Source organism: Mycobacterium sp. B14F4 (assembly GCF_039871645.1).
In the GTDB taxonomy this organism is placed as follows: domain Bacteria; phylum Actinomycetota; class Actinomycetes; order Mycobacteriales; family Mycobacteriaceae; genus Mycobacterium.
Genome location: NZ_JBDPMF010000001.1, coordinates 368,080 through 390,191 on the forward strand (window position 1 = coordinate 368,080; position 22,112 = coordinate 390,191).

The 22,112-nt window shown below is 67.2% G+C and carries 20 protein-coding genes and 1 pseudogene; 9 read left to right on the top strand and 12 right to left on the bottom strand.

Going from position 1 to position 22,112, the window contains the following annotated elements; translation table 11 throughout:
- Positions 1-310 precede the first annotated feature (310 nt).
- On the top strand, positions 311-1,495 hold the full coding sequence (locus tag ABGB19_RS01810; RefSeq protein WP_347683373.1) for a hypothetical protein: 1,185 nt from the start codon (positions 311-313) through the stop codon (positions 1,493-1,495).
- Positions 1,496-1,512: 17 nt separating this feature from the next.
- Here the strand turns inward: ABGB19_RS01810 and ABGB19_RS01815 are convergent.
- A pseudogene (locus ABGB19_RS01815) lies at positions 1,513-2,435 on the bottom strand (nitronate monooxygenase).
- 202 nt (positions 2,436-2,637) lie between these two features.
- Here ABGB19_RS01815 and ABGB19_RS01820 point away from each other — a divergent pair.
- Positions 2,638-3,651, top strand: a complete 1,014-nt coding sequence (locus ABGB19_RS01820; protein ID WP_347683374.1) for a Rieske 2Fe-2S domain-containing protein — start codon at positions 2,638-2,640, stop codon at positions 3,649-3,651.
- Positions 3,652-3,681: 30 nt separating this feature from the next.
- Positions 3,682-4,773: a dihydrodipicolinate reductase gene (locus ABGB19_RS01825; protein WP_347683376.1), complete on the top strand. Its 1,092-nt coding sequence runs from the start codon at positions 3,682-3,684 to the stop codon at positions 4,771-4,773.
- A gap of 6 nt (positions 4,774-4,779) precedes the next feature.
- Here ABGB19_RS01825 and ABGB19_RS01830 read toward each other — a convergent pair whose 3' ends face one another.
- Positions 4,780-5,997, bottom strand: coding sequence for a cytochrome P450 (locus ABGB19_RS01830; protein WP_347683378.1), 1,218 nt, complete (start codon positions 5,995-5,997; stop codon positions 4,780-4,782).
- Between the two features lie 195 nt (positions 5,998-6,192).
- Here ABGB19_RS01830 and ABGB19_RS01835 point away from each other — a divergent pair, with 195 nt between their 5' ends.
- Together ABGB19_RS01835 and ABGB19_RS01840 are read left to right on the top strand one after the other, a co-directional pair.
- A complete protein-coding gene (locus ABGB19_RS01835) occupies positions 6,193-6,759 on the top strand; it encodes a helix-turn-helix domain-containing protein (RefSeq protein WP_347684664.1) in 567 nt (188 codons plus the stop codon).
- Entirely contained in the window at positions 6,756-7,382 is a 627-nt protein-coding gene (locus ABGB19_RS01840; RefSeq protein WP_347683380.1) for a TetR/AcrR family transcriptional regulator, read from the top strand. The genes ABGB19_RS01835 and ABGB19_RS01840 overlap by 4 nt, the downstream gene beginning before the upstream one ends.
- Positions 7,383-7,386: 4 nt before the next feature.
- On the opposite strand, the gene ABGB19_RS01845 is transcribed toward ABGB19_RS01840, so the two are convergent.
- Together ABGB19_RS01845 and ABGB19_RS01850 are read right to left on the bottom strand one after the other, a co-directional pair.
- On the bottom strand, positions 7,387-8,511 hold the full coding sequence (locus ABGB19_RS01845) for an acyl-CoA dehydrogenase family protein (RefSeq protein ID WP_347683382.1): 1,125 nt from the start codon (positions 8,509-8,511) through the stop codon (positions 7,387-7,389).
- A 13-nt stretch (positions 8,512-8,524) separates the two neighbouring features.
- On the bottom strand, positions 8,525-9,757 hold the full coding sequence (locus tag ABGB19_RS01850) for an acyl-CoA dehydrogenase family protein (protein ID WP_347683384.1): 1,233 nt from the start codon (positions 9,755-9,757) through the stop codon (positions 8,525-8,527).
- Positions 9,758-9,979: 222 nt separating this feature from the next.
- Between ABGB19_RS01850 and ABGB19_RS01855 the strand changes: the two genes are divergently transcribed.
- Positions 9,980-10,375, top strand: a complete 396-nt coding sequence (locus tag ABGB19_RS01855; RefSeq protein ID WP_347683386.1) for a PAS domain-containing protein — start codon at positions 9,980-9,982, stop codon at positions 10,373-10,375.
- Between the two features lie 6 nt (positions 10,376-10,381).
- Here the strand turns inward: ABGB19_RS01855 and ABGB19_RS01860 are convergent, their stop codons facing one another.
- Genes ABGB19_RS01860 through ABGB19_RS01870 form a run of 3 tightly spaced genes read right to left on the bottom strand, consistent with a single transcriptional unit; the run spans position 10,382 to position 12,141 of the window.
- Complete coding sequence (locus tag ABGB19_RS01860; RefSeq protein WP_347683388.1) at positions 10,382-11,056, bottom strand: ScbR family autoregulator-binding transcription factor; 675 nt, start codon at positions 11,054-11,056, stop codon at positions 10,382-10,384.
- 43 nt (positions 11,057-11,099) lie between these two features.
- Positions 11,100-11,771: a TetR/AcrR family transcriptional regulator gene (locus ABGB19_RS01865; RefSeq protein WP_347683390.1), complete on the bottom strand. Its 672-nt coding sequence runs from the start codon at positions 11,769-11,771 to the stop codon at positions 11,100-11,102.
- Between the two features lie 28 nt (positions 11,772-11,799).
- Entirely contained in the window at positions 11,800-12,141 is a 342-nt protein-coding gene (locus tag ABGB19_RS01870; RefSeq protein ID WP_347683392.1) for a hypothetical protein, read from the bottom strand.
- Positions 12,142-12,276: 135 nt separating this feature from the next.
- Between ABGB19_RS01870 and ABGB19_RS01875 the strand changes: the two genes are divergently transcribed.
- Complete coding sequence (locus ABGB19_RS01875; protein ID WP_347683394.1) at positions 12,277-13,197, top strand: hypothetical protein; 921 nt, start codon at positions 12,277-12,279, stop codon at positions 13,195-13,197.
- Here ABGB19_RS01875 and ABGB19_RS01880 read toward each other — a convergent pair.
- From ABGB19_RS01880 to ABGB19_RS01890, 3 genes are read right to left on the bottom strand one after another with little or no spacing between them, the layout of a single operon-like run.
- Positions 13,144-14,991 (bottom strand): EAL domain-containing protein, encoded by a 1,848-nt coding sequence (locus ABGB19_RS01880; protein WP_347683396.1) that lies wholly within the window; start codon positions 14,989-14,991, stop codon positions 13,144-13,146. The genes ABGB19_RS01875 and ABGB19_RS01880 overlap by 54 nt on opposite strands.
- On the bottom strand, positions 14,991-17,126 hold the full coding sequence (locus tag ABGB19_RS01885) for an Rv1355c family protein (protein WP_347683398.1): 2,136 nt from the start codon (positions 17,124-17,126) through the stop codon (positions 14,991-14,993). The genes ABGB19_RS01880 and ABGB19_RS01885 overlap by 1 nt, the downstream gene beginning before the upstream one ends.
- The gene (locus tag ABGB19_RS01890) at positions 17,123-17,872 is read right to left on the bottom strand and encodes a hypothetical protein (RefSeq protein WP_347683400.1); all 750 of its coding nucleotides are present in this window, start codon (positions 17,870-17,872) and stop codon (positions 17,123-17,125) included. The genes ABGB19_RS01885 and ABGB19_RS01890 overlap by 4 nt, the downstream gene beginning before the upstream one ends.
- 738 nt (positions 17,873-18,610) lie before the next feature.
- On the opposite strand from ABGB19_RS01890, the gene purU reads away from it, so the two are divergent.
- Together purU and ABGB19_RS01900 are read left to right on the top strand one after the other, a co-directional pair.
- Positions 18,611-19,543, top strand: coding sequence for a formyltetrahydrofolate deformylase (gene purU / locus ABGB19_RS01895; protein ID WP_347684666.1), 933 nt, complete (start codon positions 18,611-18,613; stop codon positions 19,541-19,543).
- A 19-nt stretch (positions 19,544-19,562) separates the two neighbouring features.
- Positions 19,563-20,015, top strand: coding sequence for a MaoC family dehydratase (locus tag ABGB19_RS01900; RefSeq protein ID WP_347683402.1), 453 nt, complete (start codon positions 19,563-19,565; stop codon positions 20,013-20,015).
- 10 nt (positions 20,016-20,025) lie between these two features.
- On the opposite strand, the gene ABGB19_RS01905 is transcribed toward ABGB19_RS01900, so the two are convergent.
- Together ABGB19_RS01905 and ABGB19_RS01910 are read right to left on the bottom strand one after the other, a co-directional pair.
- Positions 20,026-20,847 carry a mycofactocin-coupled SDR family oxidoreductase gene (locus ABGB19_RS01905; protein ID WP_347683404.1) on the bottom strand — a complete coding sequence of 274 codons (822 nt, stop codon included), beginning with the start codon at positions 20,845-20,847 and terminating at the stop codon, positions 20,026-20,028.
- Entirely contained in the window at positions 20,844-22,028 is a 1,185-nt protein-coding gene (locus ABGB19_RS01910) for an acyl-CoA dehydrogenase family protein (RefSeq protein ID WP_347683406.1), read from the bottom strand. Before ABGB19_RS01910 ends, ABGB19_RS01905 begins: the two co-directional genes overlap by 4 nt.
- Between the last annotated feature and the right edge of the window lie 84 nt (positions 22,029-22,112).

Here is a 22,112-nt window from a genome sequence, read left to right on the forward strand (position 1 = left end):
TTGCCTCAGTCTGTCAGCGCGCCGCCGCGTCCGTGCTGTTTAGACTTTCTGCTTAATCGGCCCGGATTTGCGGGCGGCATTTGCCGTCGGAGATTCTTTACGTCGGCGTCAAACCCGCTCTGAATCCAAACGCCTGGATGCGATGTTGCCCAGCAACGGTCCATCGGCAGGTTAATGGCGATAATGGGGGTTCGCTGGGCGCTACATATGCAACAATCATCTTTGAAAACTCTCTCGGACGAGGGGTTCTTTTTGGACGGAGGCGACCATCCCTACGTCACATTTGCGTATCACCGCGGGCATCTGTGCAGTGGCCGCCGGACTGCTGTTCGGCGCGGGCGGCGGCGCGATCGCCGGCGCGGACTCCGATCCGAGCAGCTCGTCGAGCCCCAGCGAGGGTGCCGAGGGCGCCGGCCAGGGCGCCGGCCCCGCCGATTCGCCCGGGCAGCAGAACTCGGCCGACGACTCCACCACCACGGCTCTGGACGCCGACGACAGCGGCACCACGGACGACGACGAGACCGTCGCTAGCGAGGCCGAGACCACGGCGCCCGAGTCCGGCGCCGTCGAGACCGACACTACCGTGACGACGCCTGCGTCCACCGTTCCGGCCGAGAGCACCACGACGTCGTCGGACTCGTCGGCGGCACCGACCGAGTCGGCCACCCCGCCGGCGCCCCAGCCCGCCGTGCAGCCGGTGAACCCGGTCACGTCGGCGCTGCAGCCGGTGTCGAACGCCCTCAACACCTGGGCCGGTGTCATCGGCTCGGTGCCCGGCACGGTCGCGGCGCTGCAGACCTCGCCCACGCCTATCGCCGACGCGATCGAGTCCGTTCAGACGATGCTCACCTCGGTGGTCAACACCGTCGGTCCGCTGATGCAGGTGCCCGGTGATCTGTACGCGTTGCTGGGTGTGGCGGCAGCCACGCCGCCACCGCTGATCGGTGCCGGCCCGGCGGGGATAGGGCCTACCGTGGCGACCCCGCCCGCCGATGCGCCGTTGTTCGGGCCGCTGGCGGGGCAGGTGCCCTCAACGGCGCCGTCGCTCACCGACGGGTCACTGTTCGGCACGATGACGCCCCGGCCTGCGCTGGGCACGGCGGCACCGGCCGGCTTCACCGCGCCGCTGGCCGTCTCGGGGACGGTGCCGCTGAAGGTCGGGACGACGACCGGCGCCCGGTCCCTCTTCGAGCACGTCATCGAAGCCGTTCTGGTACCCGCCTCGCTGACCGCGCTCGCGGCCGTGGCGCTGTCGGGCATCGGGGGACTGCTCGTGGTGGCCGCGGCGGGCATGCGGTTGGGCTACCGCCAGGCCAAGGCCGGTCTGGCCCTGCGTGCGTCCGGCATCGCACGCTTCGCCGGACCGGGACCCCTCGGGGTCGTCCGGACCGGGTCGCTGGTCGCGTTGCGCCAGCGCGCCAGGGGTCCGCGCACCGCCCGCGCGGTGTGCCCGGAGGCGTCTCGTCAGGCGCGGGCGCTGGAGCCGGTCGCCTAGCAGGGGCGGCCGACGGGTCAGGGCCGACAGGCCCGCGACCGCGCCGCGTCCAACACCGATTCGATCTCGAGCCAGGTGTCGCGAACGATGTGCGCGACCGGCAACAGCTCGCCGATCCGCGACGACACCTGGCCGGTGTTCGCGACGCTGGCCTCCATGTCGCCGTTGAAGTACAGCTCTGTGACCTTGCCCAACAGCTGAGCTCGCGGATCGTGTGCGGCCACGCGCGCGGCCAGACCCGTGCGCAACACCCGCATCGTCGGGTTGCCCGGGATGTCCAGCAGCACCGTGCCCGAGTCGGTGGCGGAGACGATTGCGTTCTTGAAGTTGGCGTGCACTGCGGACTCCACGCTCGCGAGCATCCGCGTGCCCATCTGCACACCCTCGGCGCCCAACACCAGGGCCGCCGCCGCCGACCGGGCGCGCACATCCCACCCGCCGCGATGATGGGCACCTCGACATGCTCGGCGACCAGGGGCAGCAGCACCATCGTCGACGCTCCGAGCAGCGACTTGAAGCCACCGCCCTCCACTCCCTCGACCACCAACGCGTCGACACCGGCGGCCTCGGCCTTGAGCGCGCCCTTGAGCGAGCCCACGACGTGAACAACGGTCATACCGGCGTCATGAAGGCGCGCGGTGAACAGAGCGGGGTCGCCCGCGGAGGTGAAGACGTGGTTCACCCCGGCCGCCGCCAACGTGTCGACGATCGACGGATCGGATTTCCAGCCCTGGATCATCAGGTTGGCGGCCACCGGCCGGTCGGTCAGCCGGCGGACCCGCAGCAGATCCTCGCGGCCTTCGACGGTCAGCGTCTCGATCATGCCCAGGCCGCCCGCCTCGGAGACGGCCGCGGCCAGCTCGGCCCTGGCGATGTAGGTCATCGGTGCCTGAACGACGGGGAAGTCGACGCCGAGGAGGGCCTGGATCCGGTTGCGCACGGACCATTCTGGACACACCACCCCGGTTTGCGTTCGCGAGAGTTACACCAGGGTCGCGATTCGCCGTGGCACCGCAGCCCTGGTGTACGTCTCGCGAGTGCGGCAGATGCGCGAGCGTACGGCGGAGAAGGCCCTGGCGAGATTTACATTGAGTGCTCTATGATTTGTGGCGCGAGAGGCACCGCAGCCCGAGAGGACAGTGATGGCCAAGCCGCCCTTGTCGATGAAGCCGACCGGATGGTTCCAGGTCGCATGGTCCGCCGATGTCGCACCGGGACAGGTGCGGCGGATGAAGTATTTCGACCGCGAAATGATTTGCTGGCGAACGGCTTCCGGTGAACCCGTCGTGATGGACGCCTATTGCGAGCACCTCGGCGCGCATCTGGGCTACGGCGGCCACGTGGAGGGTGAGGTCATCGAGTGCCCGTTTCACGGCTGGCAGTGGAACACCGAAGGCCGCAACGTCTGCATCCCGTATCAGGACCGGCCCAACCGCGGACGGCGCATCCGCAGCTATCCGGTCGCCGAGCGCAATCACTCGATCTACCTCTGGCACGACGCCGAGGGGCGGGCGCCGTACTTCGACGCGCCGGACGTGTTCGTGAGCTTCGGTGACGGCGGCAGCGCGGCCGACTACTACCCGCCCATGACCCTGTACCGCGAGGGACTCGAACTTCATCCGCAGTACGTGCTCGAGAACGGCGTGGACTTCGCGCATTTCAAGTTCGTGCACAAGACGCCCATCGTGCCGGTGTTCACCCGGCACGACTTCGCCGAACCGTGGTCCTACGTCGACTTCACCATCACGTTCGAAGGTGACGACAGGCAGTCCATCGACGACGTCCGAAGCGGTGTCGAGGCCATCAACGGCGGGCTCGGCATCGCGGTGACCAAGAGCTGGGGCATGGTGGACAACCGGACCATCTCCGCGATCACGCCGGTGGACGACAGCACCTCGGACGTGCGGTTCACCGTCTACATCGGCCGCACTCCCGGACGCGACGACCAGCGGGCCGAACGCAAGGCCGAGGAGTTCGGCGCCGAGGTCATCCGCCAGTTCGCTCAGGACGTGCACATCTGGTCGCACCAACGCTATTCGGACCCACCCGCGCTGGCGACCGCCGAGTACGAGGGCTTCACGGCGCTGCGCAAGTGGGCCACCCAGTTCTATCCCGACGGCCGCGGCGGCAGCGCCGCGGATCTCGCTTCCCGCTGACGACGACGCCTCGAGAAAGGCCCGATTTCAATGACCGAACAGCCCACCCGACCGCTCCGCGTCTTCCAGGTCGCCACCGGAAACCTCGGCACCGAGATGATCAAGCGGATCGGCGCGCATCCCGATCTCCGGCTGGTCGGGTTGCACTGCTACACGGCGGACAAGGTCGGGCGCGACGCCGGTGAGATCGTCGGCATCGACGCGGTCGGGGTGACCGCCACCGGAACGGTGGACGAGATCATCGCGGCCAAGCCCGACGTGCTCACCTTCCACGGGGTGTTCCCCGACGAGGACCTCTACGTCAAGGTCCTCGAGGCCGGCATCAACATCGTGACGACCGCGGACTGGATCACCGGATGGCACCGCGACACCAACCACCCGCATCCCTCCGGTCGGGCGGTGTCTGAGCTGTTGGAGGAGGCTTGTCAGAAGGGCGGCGCCTCGTTCTACGGCACCGGGATGAACCCGGGCCTGAATCAGATTCTGGGCGTGGTGTGTTCGGCCGACGTCGCCGAGATCGAGAACGTCACGACCATCGAGTCGGTCGACGTGTCATGTCACCATTCGAAGGACACCTGGATCGAGGTCGGTTACGGTCTGCCCGTCGACGACCCCGAGATCCCGGGCAAGTTGGAGAAGTACACGCGCGTCTTCGCCGACAGCGTGCTGATGATGGCCGACTGTTTCGACCTGCAACTCGACGAGGTCAAGTTCTCCTACGAACTGGGCGCCTGCACCAAGGACGTCGACCTCGGTTGGTACACGCTGCCGAAGGGCTCGCTGGGCGGCAATTACATCAAGTACCAGGGCATGGTCGACGGCGTCGCCAGGGTGGAGACCCATCTCGAGTGGCAGATGACGCCCCACACCGACCCGCACTGGGACATCAAGGGCTGCTACATCACCCAGATCCAGGGCGACCCGTGCATCTACAACAAGCACATGATCTTCCCGAAACCCGGGGTGGACCTGTCGAACCCGGAGTCGTTCGCCTCCATCGGCATGACTGTGACCGGAATGCCGGCGCTGCACGCGATCCGGTCGGTGGTGGCCGCGCCGCCGGGCATCGTCACCAGTGCCGACCTGCCGCTGCGGGGCTTCGCCGGCCGCTTCAAGCTCTGACCGTGCTCAAGCCACCTGAAGTTCGAGCCGCTCCAGTCGCCGGACGAGCAGGCTCGGCAACCATCTGCCGGTGCTCGCCGCCGCGACATGTGACGTTCGCTCCAGCAGTTCGCCGATGACGATGTTGGCCTCGAGGCGCGCGAGCGCTGCCCCGACGCAGAAGTGCGCGCCCTTGCCGAAGCTGATGTGGCCGTTGGCCTTTGCCCGGTCGAGGCGGAATTCGTGCGGGCTCTGGAAGTGCATCGGATCCCGGTTGGCGGCACCCCACAGCAGCACCAGGCGAGATCCTTCGGTGAGGTCGACGCCGCACAGCGTCGTATCCCTTACGACGTGCCGGTAGTGGCCCCGGAACGGGGGTTCGTAACGCAGCACCTCTTCGAGGAAGGCACCGAGCAGGTCCGGGTTCTCACGCACCTGCTGCTGAACATCCGGCCGGGTTGCGAGGATGTGCGCCGCCGAGCCGATCAACGACGCGGTCGACTCGCCGCCGGCACTGAACAGCGTGATCATCATGGCCAGCGCGGCCACGTCGCTCAGTTCGTTCGCGGCGCGGGCGGTCGCGAGGTCACCCAGCAGATCGTCTCTGGGATCGACCGCGGCACGCTGGAAGTGTTCGTTGACGTAGCCCGACAGTTCCATCACCGCGATGCCGGCGGCGGTGAGTTCGTCGGGTCCGACGAGGCCTTCGACGACTTTGGTACTCGCATAGCCCCACCGCACGAGTTGGTCGATGTCGACATCGGGCACTCCGATCAAGCGCGCGACGATCATCATCGGCAACCGGTTGGCGACCGCCGACATCCATTCGATGGTGCCGCCGTGTGTCGCCTGGTTGCACAGGCGGTCCGCAGTCTCGGCGATGAACGGCTCCAGGGCCTTGATTCGCCGGACCGCCAGGTGCGGCACCAACAACTTCCGGTGCGCCGCGTGGGCGGGGTCGTCCGCCGTTGCGAGCGCTTGCATATCGCCACCGAGCTCGCCCATCGTGAAGGCGCCGACCTTGCCGTCCCGATAGGTCATCGTCGCGGTGAGGTTCGACGAGAAATCCTCCGGTCTGGCGATGACGTCGTTGACCGCTTCCCAGCTGCACACCGCGTGAAAGCCCGAATCGGCAATGGCGTGTACGGGTCCGGTGGCGAGCATCCGCTCGTACAGGGGATACGGATCCTGAACGAACGCGTCGTCGAACAACGCAAGACCGAGCTCGTCCTCTCGCACCGTCATTCGTCAAGGCTGACCGCGACCCGCCGACCGCGTCAATGCGGCGGACGGAAGTTGAAACCCGCAGGTCGGCCGCGGTTCGGCTACTCGTCTCACGGTAAGCCGCAGACCTGCGGGGGAGATGAGAACAATACTGAAATCCGTCTCACCGTGAGATCATCTGGGAACACGCTGTCGACCGGTGGAGATTTCCCTATGGTGGTTCACGACGACTGGCTCGTGGGCGGTGACCGCCGTACCGCCGCCGCCGAACGCATCTACGTCGCGGCAACTGACCTCATCGCGCGCGGGGGACTGGACGCCCTCGACATCGACATCGACGAGCTGGCCGCACAAGTTCACTGCTCGCGCGCTACGGTCTACCGCCATGTCGGCGGCAAGGCCGAGATCCGCGACGCCGTGCTGGTGCGGGCTGCGGCCGGCATCGTCGATGCCGTGAGGCGAGCCGTCGACGGCCTCAGCGGCGCGGAACGGATCGGGGAGGCGATTGCCGTCGCGCTCGAGCAGATTCGATGTCATCCGCTGGGCAGGCACCTGGTCAACTCGCTTCGCAGCGGACAGGAAATGACGTGGCTCACCGGATCGCCGATCGTGGTCGGATTCGCCGTCGACCTCAACGGTCTGACCGACGGCGATACCGAGGCGGTTCAGTGGATCGTGCGGGTGGTGATGTCGATGTTGTACTGGCCCGCCGACGACCCCGCGGCCGAGCGGCAGGTCATCGACCGCTTCGTGCTGCCCGCCTTCGGGGGTCGTCGACCATGACCGCCAATGTGAGCCCGCGCCGTCCCGTGAACGGCAGGCAGATCCGTGCGGACCGGACCAGGGCGATGGTCGTCGACGAGACCGTGCGCTGTGTCATCGAAGAGGGTTTCGGTGCGGCCAGCGCCAAGCACATCACCGAGCGTGCGGGTGTGACCTGGGGAGTGATCCAGTACCACTTCGGTGATCGCGACGGGCTGTTGATGGCCGTCGTCGACCAGGGTTTCGTCGACCTGCTGACGAGCCTGCGAAACGTGGAACCGGAGCTGAGGTCACGGTCGGGACGCGCCCGCACCGAATTGATGGTCGATGCCGTCGCCGAGGCGTTCCTGAGCCCGACATCGATTGCCGCACTGGAGATCCTGATCGCCACCCGGTCCAGTCGCGCCGACGTCGACCAGCGCCACCTGCTCGATCTGTTCGCCACCCTCACCGACCTGGGGCGCTATCTCGCCGAAGGGATCGAACCAGAGCGCGCCGACGCCGTGGGCAACCTCATCTGGACGACGTTGATGGGCACGATGGTGGCGAAGATGTCGGTGCCGGGACCCGTCGACGTCACCCGGGAACTGCGCGCGCTGACCGATGTGATCACCGCCTACATCGAGCAGGCGCACCGCGACTGACCGGTCAGGCCCTTGTCAGCTCCGCATAGCGAGCGACGTGGTAGTCGGTGGTGCCGAACTCGTACTGCAGGGCCGTGAGGCGTTTGAAATAGTGCCCGATCGCCAGTTCCTCGGTCATGCCCATGCCGCCGTGCAGCTGCACAGCCTCCTGCCCGATCAACCGCGCGGCGCGCCCGATCGTCGCCTTCGCCGCCGAAACGGCCCTGGCCCGGACGTCGGGCTCCGCCTGCAGGTTGAGCACCGCGAGGTACGCCGCGGCAACCGACTGCTCGAGTTCGGTGTACATGTCGACCATCCGGTGCTGCAGCGCCTGGAAGCTGCCGATGGGCGCGCCGAACTGATGCCGCTGCCTGGCGTAGTCGACCGTGTCGGCCACCGCCTTGCGCATGCATCCGACCGCCTCGCAACAGACGGCGGTCGCCCCTTCGTCGCGGGCTCGTGCCAGCGAGGGCCACGCCTTGCCCTCCTCGCCGAGGAGCGAGGCGACCGGCAGCCGTAGACCGTCGAAGACGAGATCGGAGGCCCTGCGGTCGTCCACTGTGCGGTAGTGGTGAGCTTCGAGTCCGGTTGCCGCCGAACCGACTTCGACCACGAACAGCGAGACCCCGGTGTCGGTGCGCGCGGTGACCAGCAGGTGAGTTGCCAGCGGCGCACTGGCCGCGACGATCTTGGCACCCCGCAGCACCCACTGCTCGCCGTCGCGCTCGGCGGTGGTCGTTACCTGCGCCCAGTTGTCCCCGGACGCCGCCTCGGTGGCCGCCAGCGCCACGATGGCCGTGCCGTCGACGATGCGCTCGAGCAGGGAGGTGGCCAGCTCACCGCCGGCGCGGCGCAGCAGTCCGCCCGCCACCACCACCGTGTCCACATAGGGTTCGATCGCCAGCGCATAGCCCAGTGCCTCGGCGATGACCATGATCTCCACCGGTCCGCCGCCGATGCCGCCGACCTCCTCCGGCAGCGCGGCGCCGAGGATGCCGAGTTCGTTGGCGAAGCCGGCCCAGATGTCGGGCTGCCAGCCGGCGCCCGTCTTGGCCGCCGCCCGGCTCTTCTCCAGGTCGTATCGGGTCGAGAGGAACTTGGCCAGGCCGTCGCGCAGCAGTTCCTGTTCCTTGCTCAGGTTGAAGTTCATCGCAAGCCCTTCATCACAGTCCCAGAGCCGCCTTCGCCAGGATGTTCCGCTGAATCTCGTTGCTGCCGGCGTAGATCGAGCCGGCCCGGTCGTTGAAGTAGCGCAGCGGAGCGACGGCCTGCCACGGCTCGCCGCTCAGATAGCCGTCCACCGGCGGCTCGAATTCCGAGATCGGCCCGCCCGGGCACGTGGCGTGCGGCTGGTAGACCCGTGCGCGCGGACCGGCCGCCTGCATGGCCAGTTCGGTGATCGCCTGGCTCAACTCGGTGGCCAGCACCTTGAGCATCGACGAGGCGACGCCGGGGTTCTTGCCCTCGGCGACGGTGGCGAGCACCCGATACTCGAGGATCTCGAGCACCTCGGTGCGGATCCGCGCGTCGGCCAGCTTGCGGGAGAAGGCGGGATCGTCGATCAGCCGGCCGCCGCCGGGGCCGGGCTGTTCGGCCGCGACCGCGGCGATGTCCTGCGCCATCACCTGCAGTGCCGGCGAGGAGGCGCCACCGCCGCGCTCGAACTCCAGCAGGTACTTGGCGACCGTCCAGCCGTCGTCGATCGTGCCGAGCACGTTGGCCTTCGGCACCCGCACCTCGTCGAAGAAGACCTGGTTCTGCACCTCCTCGCCGGACGTCATCACCAACGGCCGGATCTGAATGCCCGGGGAGCCCATGTCGATGAGCACGAACGTGATGCCCTGCTGCTTCTTCTGTGTCCTCGACGTGCGCACCAGCGCGAACATCCAGTTGGCTTCGCGGGCGTGGGTGGTCCAGATCTTGCTGCCCGTGCACACCAGATCGTCGCCGTCGTCGACGGCCGCCATGCTCAGCGCGGCCAGATCGGAGCCGGCTTCGGGCTCGGAGTAGCCCTGGCAGAAGAAGACCTCACCGGTGAGGATGCGGGGCAGGAAGTAATCCTTCTGCGCGTCCGTGCCGAACTTGATCAGCGCATGGGCCACCATCCGGATGCCCATCGGTGACAAGGACGGGGCACCCGCCAGGGTCGACTCCCGGCTGAAGATGTAGTGCTGGGTCAGGGTCCAGTCGCAGCCGCCGTACTCGACCGGCCACGCCGGCGCCGCCCACCCCCGCTCGTGGAGTATCCGCTGCCACTCCATGCTGGCCTCGTGATCGGCGTAAACGCTGGTCATGAGGCGGCCTGCGCGGCGCAACTCCGGCGTCAACCGCTCGTCGAGGAAGTCGCGCACCTCGTCGCGGAAGGCCGTGTCGGCATCCGACCACGTCAGGTCCATTGTCGATCCCCTCTCTGCAGAGCGATACGCAGACGGTAAACCTAGTTAGTTAAGTGGCGCCTACCGGGGTCAAGTTAACCGTCGTTCATAAGCGGGCCCCCTCGCCAAACGGTATTCCCGCAGAGCGAGTGCGAGTGCAGAACTTCCGGAACGCAGTTTTCGGCGCCCCGGTTGACAGATTGGTGAATCGAGCACCGCTGACGCGGTTGCATAATCAATTCCGTGGAGCGGCGACGCCAGATCCCCAAATCACCGATGGCGGTCCTGAGGGAACTGCCCGCGCTCGTCGTGCTGGACCGGCTCCCGGTGCCGGTGCTCGCCATTGCGGAGGACGGCGCGATCGTCTTCGCCAACGCGGCGTTCGCCGACATGCTGGGCTACCCGCCCGACGGGGTCAAGGATCTCGAGTTCCGGAAGATCTTCCACACCATGCCGCCTGACGAGTCCGCGGTTTCGGTGATGCACGCGCACGCGAACCTCATCGTCGAACTGCTCCACGAGGACGGATCCGTCGTCCGCGCCAGGATGAGCAAGTCGGCGCTGCAGCGGGGAAACGATCCGGTGGCGCTCGCCACGTTTCAGGATCTGACCGAGCGGCTCTGGGTCGACGAGATCTAGAGCGATTCAAGCGGTGTGAGCCGAGCGACGCATCGACTCGCGCGCGAGGTACTCGCGGAAGTAGCCCAGTGATTCGTCGGCCACGACCGCGGGCAACAGCACCTGCCACATCCTGGTGAGGCGCTGCAGCACATCGGTGCCCGACGAGGTGGCGCTGGACAGCAGTTCGGCGCCCAGCATCGCGCCCACGATGGTCTCGCCGACCGCGTGTGGATCGAGGTCGGCACGCAGGTCGCCTTCATCCATCGCTTCGCCGACGCGCTGCGCCATCTCGTCGAGCCAGAGGGTGTAGGTGTCGGCGGCCGCGCCGTTGAACTCGCCGAAGGCCCGCAGAAGTTGCACCGCGCTGTGTGCCATTTCGTTCGTGCCGATCAGTTCGGCGATGAGGAAGAGGCCGTGGATGATGCGCTCCAGCGCCGGGGCCGACGAATCGCGGATCTTGTGGAAGGCCTCGAACAGGTTCGCGTTGCCTTCTTCGATGATCGCGGTGGCCAGCGCCTCCTTGGACTCGAAGTGGTAGTACAACGCGCCCTTGGTCATCTGGGCGCGTTCGATGATGTCACCCAAACCCGTAGCGGAATAGCCGATCTCGTTGAAGAGCTGCACGGCCGCCGTCATGATCCGCCGCCGGGTCGCCTCAGATCGTGCTTGGCGCACCACCGTCGGGTACCTCCGGGTCATCCGTCGGCCGTACCGGATGGCGTGGCCTGGACGGGATCATAGGTCATCGCGTCTGAAGCGGAGTCGCCTTCCTGATCGCGACGGCGGTGCGACGCTTGAGGAACTCGGACAGGTATCCCACCCTGTCCTCGGTGGTGAAACCCGGCAGTATCACCGTCCAGGCGGACTGCAGATCACCCAGGAAGCGCTCGGGGTCGGCCAGATCGCTGGTCTGCCGCAAGCCCATGTACATCGACACCAGCAAGCGGGCGACGGCTTGGGCATCGTTTCGCTTCGCGATGTCGCCTTCGCGAATGGCCTTGCCGACGATCTGCGTGAAGGCCGTGATCCACTGCCCCAGGACCTCGGACTGCAGGCCATCGGTGCGGCCGATGGACTCCAGCAGATTCATTCCGGCCCTGGCCGTCTCGTCGCCGAGGTCGTCGGCGGCGATCAGATACGAGAGGTCGATGAGGGTCTCCATTCCGGACAACCTTCGTGCCAGCACGTCCTCGACCGCGGCGCTCGCCTCGCTGACCCGGAGTTCGACGATCGCGCAGGCCAATGCGTGCTTGGACCGGAAATGGAAGTACATCGCTCCCTTGGTGACCTCGGCGTCGGCGAGGATGTCGTCGAGGCTCACCCGGCTGTAGGGGCTGTGGGCGAACAGGCGCGACGCGGCACGCAAGATCTGCAGCCGCGTGGCGTCCGATCGCCGGTCGATGTGTTCGGTCACTGAGGGGGAGCGCCGTTTCGTGGGGAATTCAGGTTTGCCGTATTTCCGTCAGCCCGACGATTCTGTCATCCGCAGCGGGCACCAGGCGACACCGCTGGAAGCTAACCCGCTGTACGTCGGCAATGTGGCTCGCGACCTCGGTCAATGGCTGAATCGATGAATTGAACTCACCGCTGATTGCCGCAAACTCTAAGTCATATTTCCGCCGACATAACAGCGAAAAAGTATGTAAGGTACGAATTGTGATGACTTGCAGTTCGTCGCCGTCGGGGAAAACGCCGTGCGCGCCCCGTGACGGCGCCGAGCCTGCATCCTCGGTGTCCCCGGTATCGCCATGCAGTGTGCGGCGATGCTCCTGTGCCGTTGCCATGGTCCGTGCTGGCAAACCCCCTCGAATCCCTTCGCGGACTATGGCAACTCTTAGTAAGCCGTCAATAACCCATTTCTACCGTTGCAATCCGTCCGGGACTGCGCGGGTTCGGAACGTGAGGTGGGTCGTTTAGCAATGGTGGAGCAATCAGCGGTGGTGAAGTGGGACGACGAAGTCGACGTGGTGTGTACCGGCTCGGGAGCCGCGGGGCTCGGCAGCGCCATCGCCGTCGTCGAGCTGGGCGGATCGGTGTTCGTCGCCGAGCCCTCGGCGAGCGATGCCGCCGCCGTGCGGCCCTGGCTCGGCGCCGGTGTGTCGGATCCCGAGACCAACGAGTACTTCGCGGCGCTGGCGTCCGACCTGGGTCCGCTGCGGCGTTCGTCGTACGACCTGGCGGTGCCGGTCCGCGCAGTCCATCAGCACCCGCCGGCCGACTCGGGCCGCACCGTCGCGCCGTTCGTCGGTTCGCGGTTGCGCGACTGGGCAGCGCGCTGCCTGTCGACCCCGTACGGCTATCTCTACACCCGGATCCCGGATTGGCATTCGGCCACGGTGCACACCGCCGACGGAGAGCTCGTCGAGGTCGCCGATATCGGCACCATGACGCCCGATGCCGACGATGTCGGCGGTTCCATCCTCGACTGGCTGACCGCCCAGGCATGCGAGCGCGACATCGAGCTGAACCCGGACACCACCCTGGAGCGGATCGTGTTCGAGGAGGGGACGGCGGTGGGCGCCGTGTTCACCACTCCCGACGGACCGCTGGCCGTCCGCGCGCGTCACGGGGTGACGGTGGCCGCCGGGGCGTCGCGGGTCACTGTGCCCTCGACGGGTGGGCTGCCGGCCGGTGCCGCGGTGCGGGTCTGCCTGACCGGGCAGCGGGCCAGCCGGTTCGGGCGCCTGGAGCTGCTGACGTCGGAACCGCTCGCCTCGCCGGTGTCGCCGACGTGCCGAGCGGGCAACCGCCGATTATGGGTCAGCCTGCACGAGTCGCACGACGAGTCACACGTGTGGCGTTGCGGGAAAGTGCACGGGCACCCGGCCCCGGGCCAGTAGCGACTCCATCTCGTCGCCGGGGACCGGCCGCGATAGCAGGAATCCCTGCGCCCGATGGCATCCGTGCTGTAGCAGCGTCACCGCGGCTGCCTCCGTCTCGACGCCCTCGGCGACCAGTTCCAGCCCGAAGGCCTCGGCGAGTGCGATGATCGCGCGCACGATCGCGAGGTCTCCGGGATTGGCGCCGAGTTCACGCACGAAGCCCTTGTCGATCTTGAGCGTGTCGACCGGGAGCGATTTGAGGTGGGAGAGCACGCTGTAGCCGGTGCCGAAGTCGTCGATCGCGACCTGGACGCCGACCTCCTTCAGGCCCGCGAGCGTGATTCGAGTGGTCTCGATGTCCTGGACCACCACGCTTTCGGTGATCTCCAGACAGACCGAGCCGCCGTCGAGGCCGAACTCGTCGATGATGCTGGCCACGGACTCGACGAAGCCATCGGTGACCAGTTGAACCGGCGAGACGTTGATCCGCAACACCGCGTCGTGGCCCACGCCGTTGGCGCGCCACCGGGCGAACTCGGTGCACGCAGCCCGCATCACCCAGCGTCCCAATTCCCCCGCGAGGTTGATGGATTCGGCCACGCCGATGAATGCGCTGGGCGAGAGCAGGCCACGTGTCGGATGCTGCCAGCGGACCAGTGCCTCTGCGGCGAGTATCTCGCCGGTCCGCATGTTCACTTCGGGCTGATAGTGCAGCAGCAGGGCACCGTTCTCGATGACGCTCTGCAGGTGCAGCTCGATGTCGTTGCGGAAGGCGTTCTCCAGTGACATTTCGTCGGAGAAGACCGCGACCTTTTTTCCGCCGGAGTTCTTCGCGGTCAGCACGGCCTGATCGGCGCGCCGGAGCAGGTCCGATGTCGTGTCGCTGCCCGGGATACCAAGGGCGACACCGATACTCACCGTGCGGGTCAGCATCTCGCCGTCGATGGCCACCCGTTTGTGAAGCGTCGACTGCAGGCGGTGAGCCAGCGCCTCGGCTTCGTCGGTGCCCATCGGCGCCGCAGGCACGACGACGAACTCGTCGCCCCCGAGGCGTGCGATCAGGTTCGATCCGTCGGAGCTTTCGCGGAGTCGCTCGGCGAGAACGCGGATGAACCAGTCGCCCGCCGTGTGCCCCAGGTAGTCGTTGATCGCCTTCAGTCGGTCGAGATCGAAGAACAGCACGGAAACCGGGCCCGGTTGACCCTGCTGCAGCCGCGCGTCGAGATGCGCCCACAGCGCGCGGCGGTTGCACAGCCCCGTCAGATCGTCGTGCTCGGCGAGGTAACGCAGTTGGTCCTCGGCGGCGATCCGCGCCTGGACCTGAGCGAACAGCGAGGCGATCGCCTTCAGGGCGTTCATCTCCTCCGTCGTCCAGTCGCGATCGCCGAACTTGACGAACCCGAGCACCCCGGTGGTGACATCCCCCGACAGCAGCGGAACGCACGCCATCGACGTCGACGGGATCTGCCTGCCCTCGTGGATGGTCTGTTGATACTCGTCGGTCGCCGGCTCCGGGCGAAAGATGAGAGGCTCCTTCTGGTGCTCGGCGAGCGCGAATACCGGATCGGCGTCGGCGAAGTACACGACCGCCAGCGGATCCGGATCCGGAATGCCGGGACGCGTCGGCCACTCGGCCACCAGCACGGAGGCGTGGATGCGGTGATCGTTGTGACGCAGGAAGCTGACGTCGACGCCGAGGAACTCGACGAGATCGGCGAGCACCCGCCGGCTGACCTCCACGTGGGAGGCCGCGTTCACGCCCATCAGCCGGGTGGCGACCGATGTGACGAGGTCTTCCAAGCTGCTGGGCACTAGTCCTCCAAGCCGTCCGCACCATGGTGGCGCACGCGGGCACGCCGCCGGCTGAGCACCGATGGCGGCGGTGCGTAACCGAACCGCAGAACCAACGCCTGGGATTCCGTGGGCCCAGTGCCTGCCAGCGTGCGGAAATTGTATTGCAGATCGGCGAGGAACTCGGCGAAGGGCGCGGAGAGCCGGTGCAGGTCGTCGGAGTCGACCGCATAGAGGAATGCCGGTGAAACCGGTTGCACGGCAACGCCATGCTTCTGCGCCTGCACCCACACCGATTCGACGGCCGAACCCGCGCGGGCGTAGTCGGTAAGGGTGCGACCCGCCACGGTGATGACGCCGACCGCGGAGCTCTCGCGCACCCGCCGCTCCGTGTCGTCACCGAGCGCCGATCCACCGCCCCAAGCGGAAAGATGGTTCATCACATCGGAGCGGCCGAGGACGTCGAGCATCACCAGGTCGGCTCGTGGCAGTTCCAGGCTGCGGATATCGAGACCGGCGTCGAGCGAGTCGTCACCGGGCCGGCGAAGCTCGGCGAACATCTCGGCGTGTAGACGCGGGGTCAGGTAGCGGATGCGGTCGGCCGCGGCCAGGATCGCTGCCGCGGAGGCGAGCTCATCCGGTGTGCTGAGGAGGCGAAGGTGGGCGCCCTCGGCGGCGGCCGCCGCAGCCATCGCCTCGAGCGCCTCGGGTCGCAGCGCAACCCGCTCACCGCGGCGTCGATTCGTCTCCCGCCGCATCATCGGCTCGTACAGCGCGGCGAGCGCGGGGTCCTCGCCCGGCGAGAGGCGCACGGTCGCGGTGAGCGGCGAGCCTTCGTCGCCATCCCGGAACGCGACGTCTGCCAGCAAGTGGTGCGCCGCGGCGGCGACCCGCGCGTTGAAGGCGGCGGCGCCGACGGCGACGGCGCTGGCGCGAAAGCCGACGTCCATCGTCGTCGCGTACTCAGGGGCCAGCGCGATGGTCACCGAATCGCCGGTGACCCCGATCCGCCAGGGCTGGGCGTTGCCGCCCGAGGGGGCGCGACCGGCGGCGAGCAGGACCGCGTCCAGGGCATCGCCCGGTGGCTCCGTCGGTGCGGGCTCCTCGCCGACCGGTTCTTCGCGCGGGCCGGCCGGCTCGCCGAGCCTGTCGAAGAGCTCGGCGATGTCGATGCGCGCCCGTCCCGAGGGCAACTCTTCGTGCAGCCCGATCCGGCGGACCGCTTCGGCGACGGCGGCCGTGTTGAGAGCCACCTCGGACGACAGCTGCGGCCAGGTGGACAGTGACTTGCCGACCTCGATCAAGGACGCCGCCATCCGACCGGACACCTGCGTCGCGTCGACGAGCCGCAGGGAGTACGGCACCTTGTCGGTGCGCTGCAGGTCGCGCAGCTGGGCGGCGTCGACGTCACCGATCAGCCCATGCAGCAGAGGACGCGACGGTTCGACGTCGAACCGCTCGACGTCGAGCAGGCCGCGGTCACTGGTGGCCATCAGCACCGGGACGCGCCGAGCGCGGGCGACCTCGCGGAGCAGCACCTTGGCGTCCAGCGAGTCGCATTCCTCGATCAGGATGTCCACGCCGTCGACGAACTCCTCGACCGTCTCGGTGGTGATTCCCGCCGTCCGCACCGACACCGGCAGATAGGGGTCCAGCTCGGCGATCCTCCTGGCGCACACCACCGCCTTGTTCACGCCCAGGTCGAACACCGAGGCCGGGACCCGGTTGAGATTGGACAGTTCCAGGTCGTCGAAATCGGTCAGGCGCAAGGCGCCGCAGAGGCCCTGGGTCGCAAGGGCATGGGCGATGGCGTGGCCCACGCTGAGCCCGACGACCCCGATGTGCAGCCTGCTCAGGACCCGCAGTTCCGCCGTGGTGATCAGATTCCTGTTGCGGTCCAGCCGGACCCGGCGGAAAGCGCGCGGGCCCAGAATGCTGACGACGGTGCGCCGCCACGGATAGTAGGCCCACCGGACCGGCTCGCCGAGCAGCTCATCGGAAGGCGAGGGAAGCAGATCCCGGAGCGTGTCTCGCTGTCGATCCGCGCGATCGATGACGTCGATGCCCGGTTCGGCCCGCAGCTCATCGAGCCGTGGATCGTCGCTCTGTAGGACAATTGCGTTGCACCACTGCTGATCTCCGGTGCCAGCGGTCACCGCACCGTCCCGGTGGCGGCCCTTGCGGCCGCCTCGTCGAGCCGGGGCACCATCCTTCGCTGTTCGGCGAAGTACAGCGAAAGCTGCTTGGGATCAGCGTGATTGGCGAAGGTTCGACGGTCCCACCACGCCAGCCGTGTCTCGTAGCGGGCGTCGGGATACGGCGTCGGCGGAATCTTCGACGCCAGGATGCCGCCAGACGACAGCCAGCGCTTGAGGACATACGAGGCGGCCGTCGCAACGATGAACTGGATGTCCAGCAGCCCCATCGCGTGCAGCGGAGTGCGGGAAATGGCGCTGGTGAGCTGACGGCTGCGATCGGGATCGTCAGTCACCCAAGCGGTTTTCATCTCCACGACGCCGAATGGTAGTCGGTCGGTGATCATTTTTCGCACCGCGTCGTAGCCGGGCTGTCCATTCCACTCCTGCAGCGCGTGGGCTTCGTCGGCGGACCGGTACGGGCCCTTGGCGCGCAGCCCGCCGACGACCCTGCCGTCCCGGTTCACGCAGGCGGCGAACAGGATCGTGTCGTCGCCGGAGTGCAGCGCCGCCATGTCGAGCGCTTTCTCGACGCCCCGGCTGGTGTAGCTGCGCGTCGCGCCGTCGACGAAATCGCGCCACAGATCCCGCTCCACCGCCGGATGAGCGAACACGATCGAGCACTCGGTTTCCGGATCCCAGCAACTAGGGCTGTGCCGCAGTCTGGCAACGGCGTGGGCAGCGGAATCGAGATGGGGAACAGTCATGCTCGTCCGATCGTCTGGCAGCCGCCAACGAGTGGTCGCTGCGGATTAGCGTGTGGTTTGCCCCGCACACAGGTTTGAGTATCTCGCTGCGCGTCGATTTATTACCAGCTAGCGACCGAAACTTATCCTGTATCCAGGCCATTCTCACCGATTCATCAAGGGTTCCAGTCGCCGAATCATGTGTTATGGCAACTTTCGGTTTTTGTATTGCCCCTGGTTGCTGGATTTCGTTATCGGTGTGGCGAACTATTGCGCGGTCCGATCGGATGTTCTGTCGGTTCTTTCGCCAATATGTCCGAATTTTGCTCGGCGTGTCGGCAGCGAGGCCATTGGCGGCCGATCACCCCGCGTACATCCGTGAGGGTACGTTACCGCCGGGTAGTTTTAGGCCGTCTGACCAGCAACACCGTACCGGCGGTACCGCAGGCGCCCCAGCGCATTGCCGACGGGACGTGAATCGCCGGTCCAGCGATTCCGCGCACGCCGACGGCCGGGTTTTGGCAAGCGATGCAGAAGGCGGTCGGGCGTGGTTCTGGACGGGCCGATCGGGTGTCCGGAAGGTCGCGCGGCAGGCCGCGTCTTTGTACCTCTTGGCCGCCGAATGCCGCACCGCGATATGACGCATCTTTCGCATCCGGTAATCCCCGACGGAATTGCGGTGTGCTTCAGATGCATTGGTCAATTGCGTCAATTGTGCCGCGCGGCGACTCCGTGGCGCCGGTGCGATCCGATGTTTTACTGCGCTCCTCGCGGCCAGGTGACACCCTGTTACGGGTGGTGGGAGAGTATCCGAGCGGGGTAGGAGGACCCTTGCCCGTCAAGGATGTGGGCAGGCTGTTGCTGCGCTGCGCGGACAGACCCGGCCTCGTCGCGGCGGTGAGCGCTTTTCTGGCCGAGGCCGGAGCGAACATCGTTTCGCTGGACCAGCACTCGACCGAGCAGTCCGGCGGCACGTTCATGCAGCGCACCATCTTTCACTTGCCGGGGTTGACCGCTGCGCGGGACGATCTCGAGCGCACCTTCGCCTCGCAAGTGGCCGGCCCGTTCGGCATGGACTTTCGCCTCACCGAGGCGGCCAAACCGAAGCGCGTCGCGATCATGGCGTCCAAGGAGGATCACTGCCTGCTGGATCTGCTCTGGCGCAACCGGCGCGGTGAACTCGACATGTCCGTGGCGATGGTGATCGCCAATCACGCCGACCTCGCCGACCAGGTGCGGCCGTTCGCCGTCCCGTTCATCCACGTGCCCGCCAGCAAGGAGATCCGTGAGGAGGCCGAGACGCGTCAGCTCAGCCTGTTGCGCGGCAACGTCGACCTCGTCGTGCTGGCGCGCTACATGCAGATCCTCACGCCGCGGTTCATCGCCGAGGTGGGGTGTCCGCTGATCAACATCCACCACTCGTTCCTGCCCGCGTTCATCGGAGCCGCGCCGTACCGCCGCGCCAAGGAGCGCGGCGTCAAACTCGTCGGCGCGACCGCACACTATGTGACCGACGACCTCGACGAGGGACCGATCATCGAGCAGGACGTGGTGCGGGTGGACCACCGGCACACTGTCGAGGATCTGGTGCGCCTGGGTTCGGACGTCGAACGGCTTGTACTGTCGCGCGCGGTGCTGTGGCACTGTGAGGACCGCATCATCCGGTACGGCAACCAGACCGTGGTCTTCTAGTCGGCACGAAGGAGTAGCAGTGAAGAAGTTCAGCGACCTCGACGAGCTCATCGCCGCCGAGGGCAGCCAACTCGGCCCCACGGAGTGGCTCGAGGTCACGCAGGACCGGGTGAACCTGTTCGCCGACGCCACCGACGACCACCAGTGGATCCACGTCGACCCGGACAAGGCGGTCGACGGCCCGTTCGGCGGGACGATCGCGCACGGCCTGCTGACGCTGTCGCTGCTGCCGCGGTTCTCCCACGAGCTGTACACCGTCGGGAACATCACGATGGCGATCAACTACGGGTACAACAAGGTCCGTTTCATCACGCCCGTCAAGGTGGGTGCCAGGATTCGCGCCCGCGCGGAGTTGACGAAGGTCGACCAGCTCGACGGAGCGGTGCAGTCGACCATGACCACCACCGTCGAGATCGACGGTTCGCAGAAGCCCGCCGCCGTGGCCGAGTCGATCGTGCGCTACATCCGCTGATTCACAGCGCTCAGTACTGCGTCATGCCCTGATCGATTGAAATCGCCGTCGCGGTAACGTTTTTGGATTCGTCGCTGGCCAGCCAGCAGACCGCATCGGCGATGTCGTCGGGCTCGGCGGCCCAGGTCGGCAGGAACGGCGTGATCATGTGCGCCAGTTGCGGATAGGTCTCGATCGCGCGGCCGAGCGATCCGATCATGTCGCCGCTGCCCATCAAGGTGTTCACCGCGCCCGGGTGCACGCTGTTGACGCGAACGGAGTGCCTGCCGAGTTCGGCCGCGAAGGCCCGCGCCATTCCGGTGACGGCATGCTTGCTGGCGGTGTAGTGGACCATGAACGGCTGCATCTTGATGCCGGCGGCGGAGCTGATGAGAATGATCGACCCGCCCCGGCCGCCGTCGACGATCCGCTGCGCCCCCGCCATCACGGTGTTCCACACGCCGGTCACGTTGATGTCCATGACGTCGCGGAAGTCCTCGGGTGTGATCGAGTCCCACGTCTGCGGCGCGGAGACGCCTGCGTTGGCGACGATCACGTCGAGTCGGCCCAGCGCCGCCACCGCCACGTCGATCGCGTCGCGCAGTCCCTCGGCGTCGCGGACGTCGACGACCGAGGTGAGAATCCGCCTGCCCGTGGCTTCGACCAGTCGGGCGGTCTCGGCGAGGTCCTCGGGCGTCGCGTGGTCGTAGGGGACGCAGTCGGGAAGTTTCCCGGCGATGTCGATCGCGATGATGTCGGCGCCTTCGGCGGCCATCCGCACGGCGTGCGCGCGACCCTGACCCCGGGCGGCGCCGGTGATGAACGCGACCCTGCCTTCGAGCCTGCCGCTCATGCGAGCCCCTTCTGGGCGGCCTTGACGAGGTTGGACCCGATGATGAGGCGCTGTATCTCGCTGGTGCCTTCGTAGAGCCGCAGCAGCCGTACCTCGCGGTAGATGCGCTCGACGGGAACCTCGCGCATGTATCCGCTGCCGCCGTGGATCTGCACGGCGAGATCGGCGACCTTGCCGACCATTTCGGTGCAGTACAGCTTGGCGGCCGACGGGGCGACCCGGCGGTCCTCACCGGTCACCCACTGCCGGGCGGTGTCGCGGACCAGTGCCCGACCGGCCAGCACACCGGTCTGCTGGTCGGCGATCATCGCCTGGACCAACTGGAAGTCGCCGATGGGTGTGCCACCCTGGGTCGCGGTGGCGGCGTAGACGACGGATTCGTCGAGCGCGCGCTGGGCGGCGCCGACGGCCAGCGCGGCGATGTGAACGCGGCCGCGCGCCAACGAGATCATCGCGGCGCGATAGCCGATGTCCTCGCTGCCGCCGACGAGCGCTTCGGCAGGCACGCGGACGTCGTCGAAGCCGACGTCGGCGGTCCAGGCCCCTTCCTGACCCATCTTGGCGTCCTTGGCGCCGACCTGGACGCCCGTGGTGTCGGCGGGCACCAGGAACACCGCGATGCCGGGGCCGTCGTCGTCGGCGGGACGCGTGCGTGCGAAGACGACGAACAGGTCGGCTGTTGGTGCGTTGGTGATGAACCGCTTCTGCCCGGTGATGATCCAATCGGCGTCGTCTCCCGAGCCGTCGCGAACGGCTTTCGTACGCAGCCCGGACGGGTTGGAGCCGGCGCCGGGTTCGGTCAGCGCGAACGACGCGACGACCTCACCCGCCGCCATCCGCTCGAGCCAGCGCGCCTTCTGCTCGTCGGTGCCGAACCCGACGAGCACCTGCCCGGCGATGCCGTTGTTCGTGCCGAACATCGAGCGCAGCGCCAGCGACGTGTAGCCGAGTTCCATCGCCAACTCGACGTCCTGCGTCAGATCCAAACCCAGCCCGCCCCACTCCTGGGGGATCGCGTAGCCGAACAGTCCCATCTTCCTGGCCTGCTCGCGCAGATCGTCGGGGACCCGGTCGTCGGTGAGGATCTCCAGCTCGCGCGGGACCACGGCGGTCCGGACGAAGTGACGAGTCTGGGCGAGGATCTCGCGGAAATCCTCGTCGCCGACTTCGGATGTCGTCATGGACTGCTGCTCCTCTTTTTTTCAGCGCGACAGGCGCAAAACTGCCCTGAAGACGCTCACAGAAACTGCAGTTTCTGTGTCTGC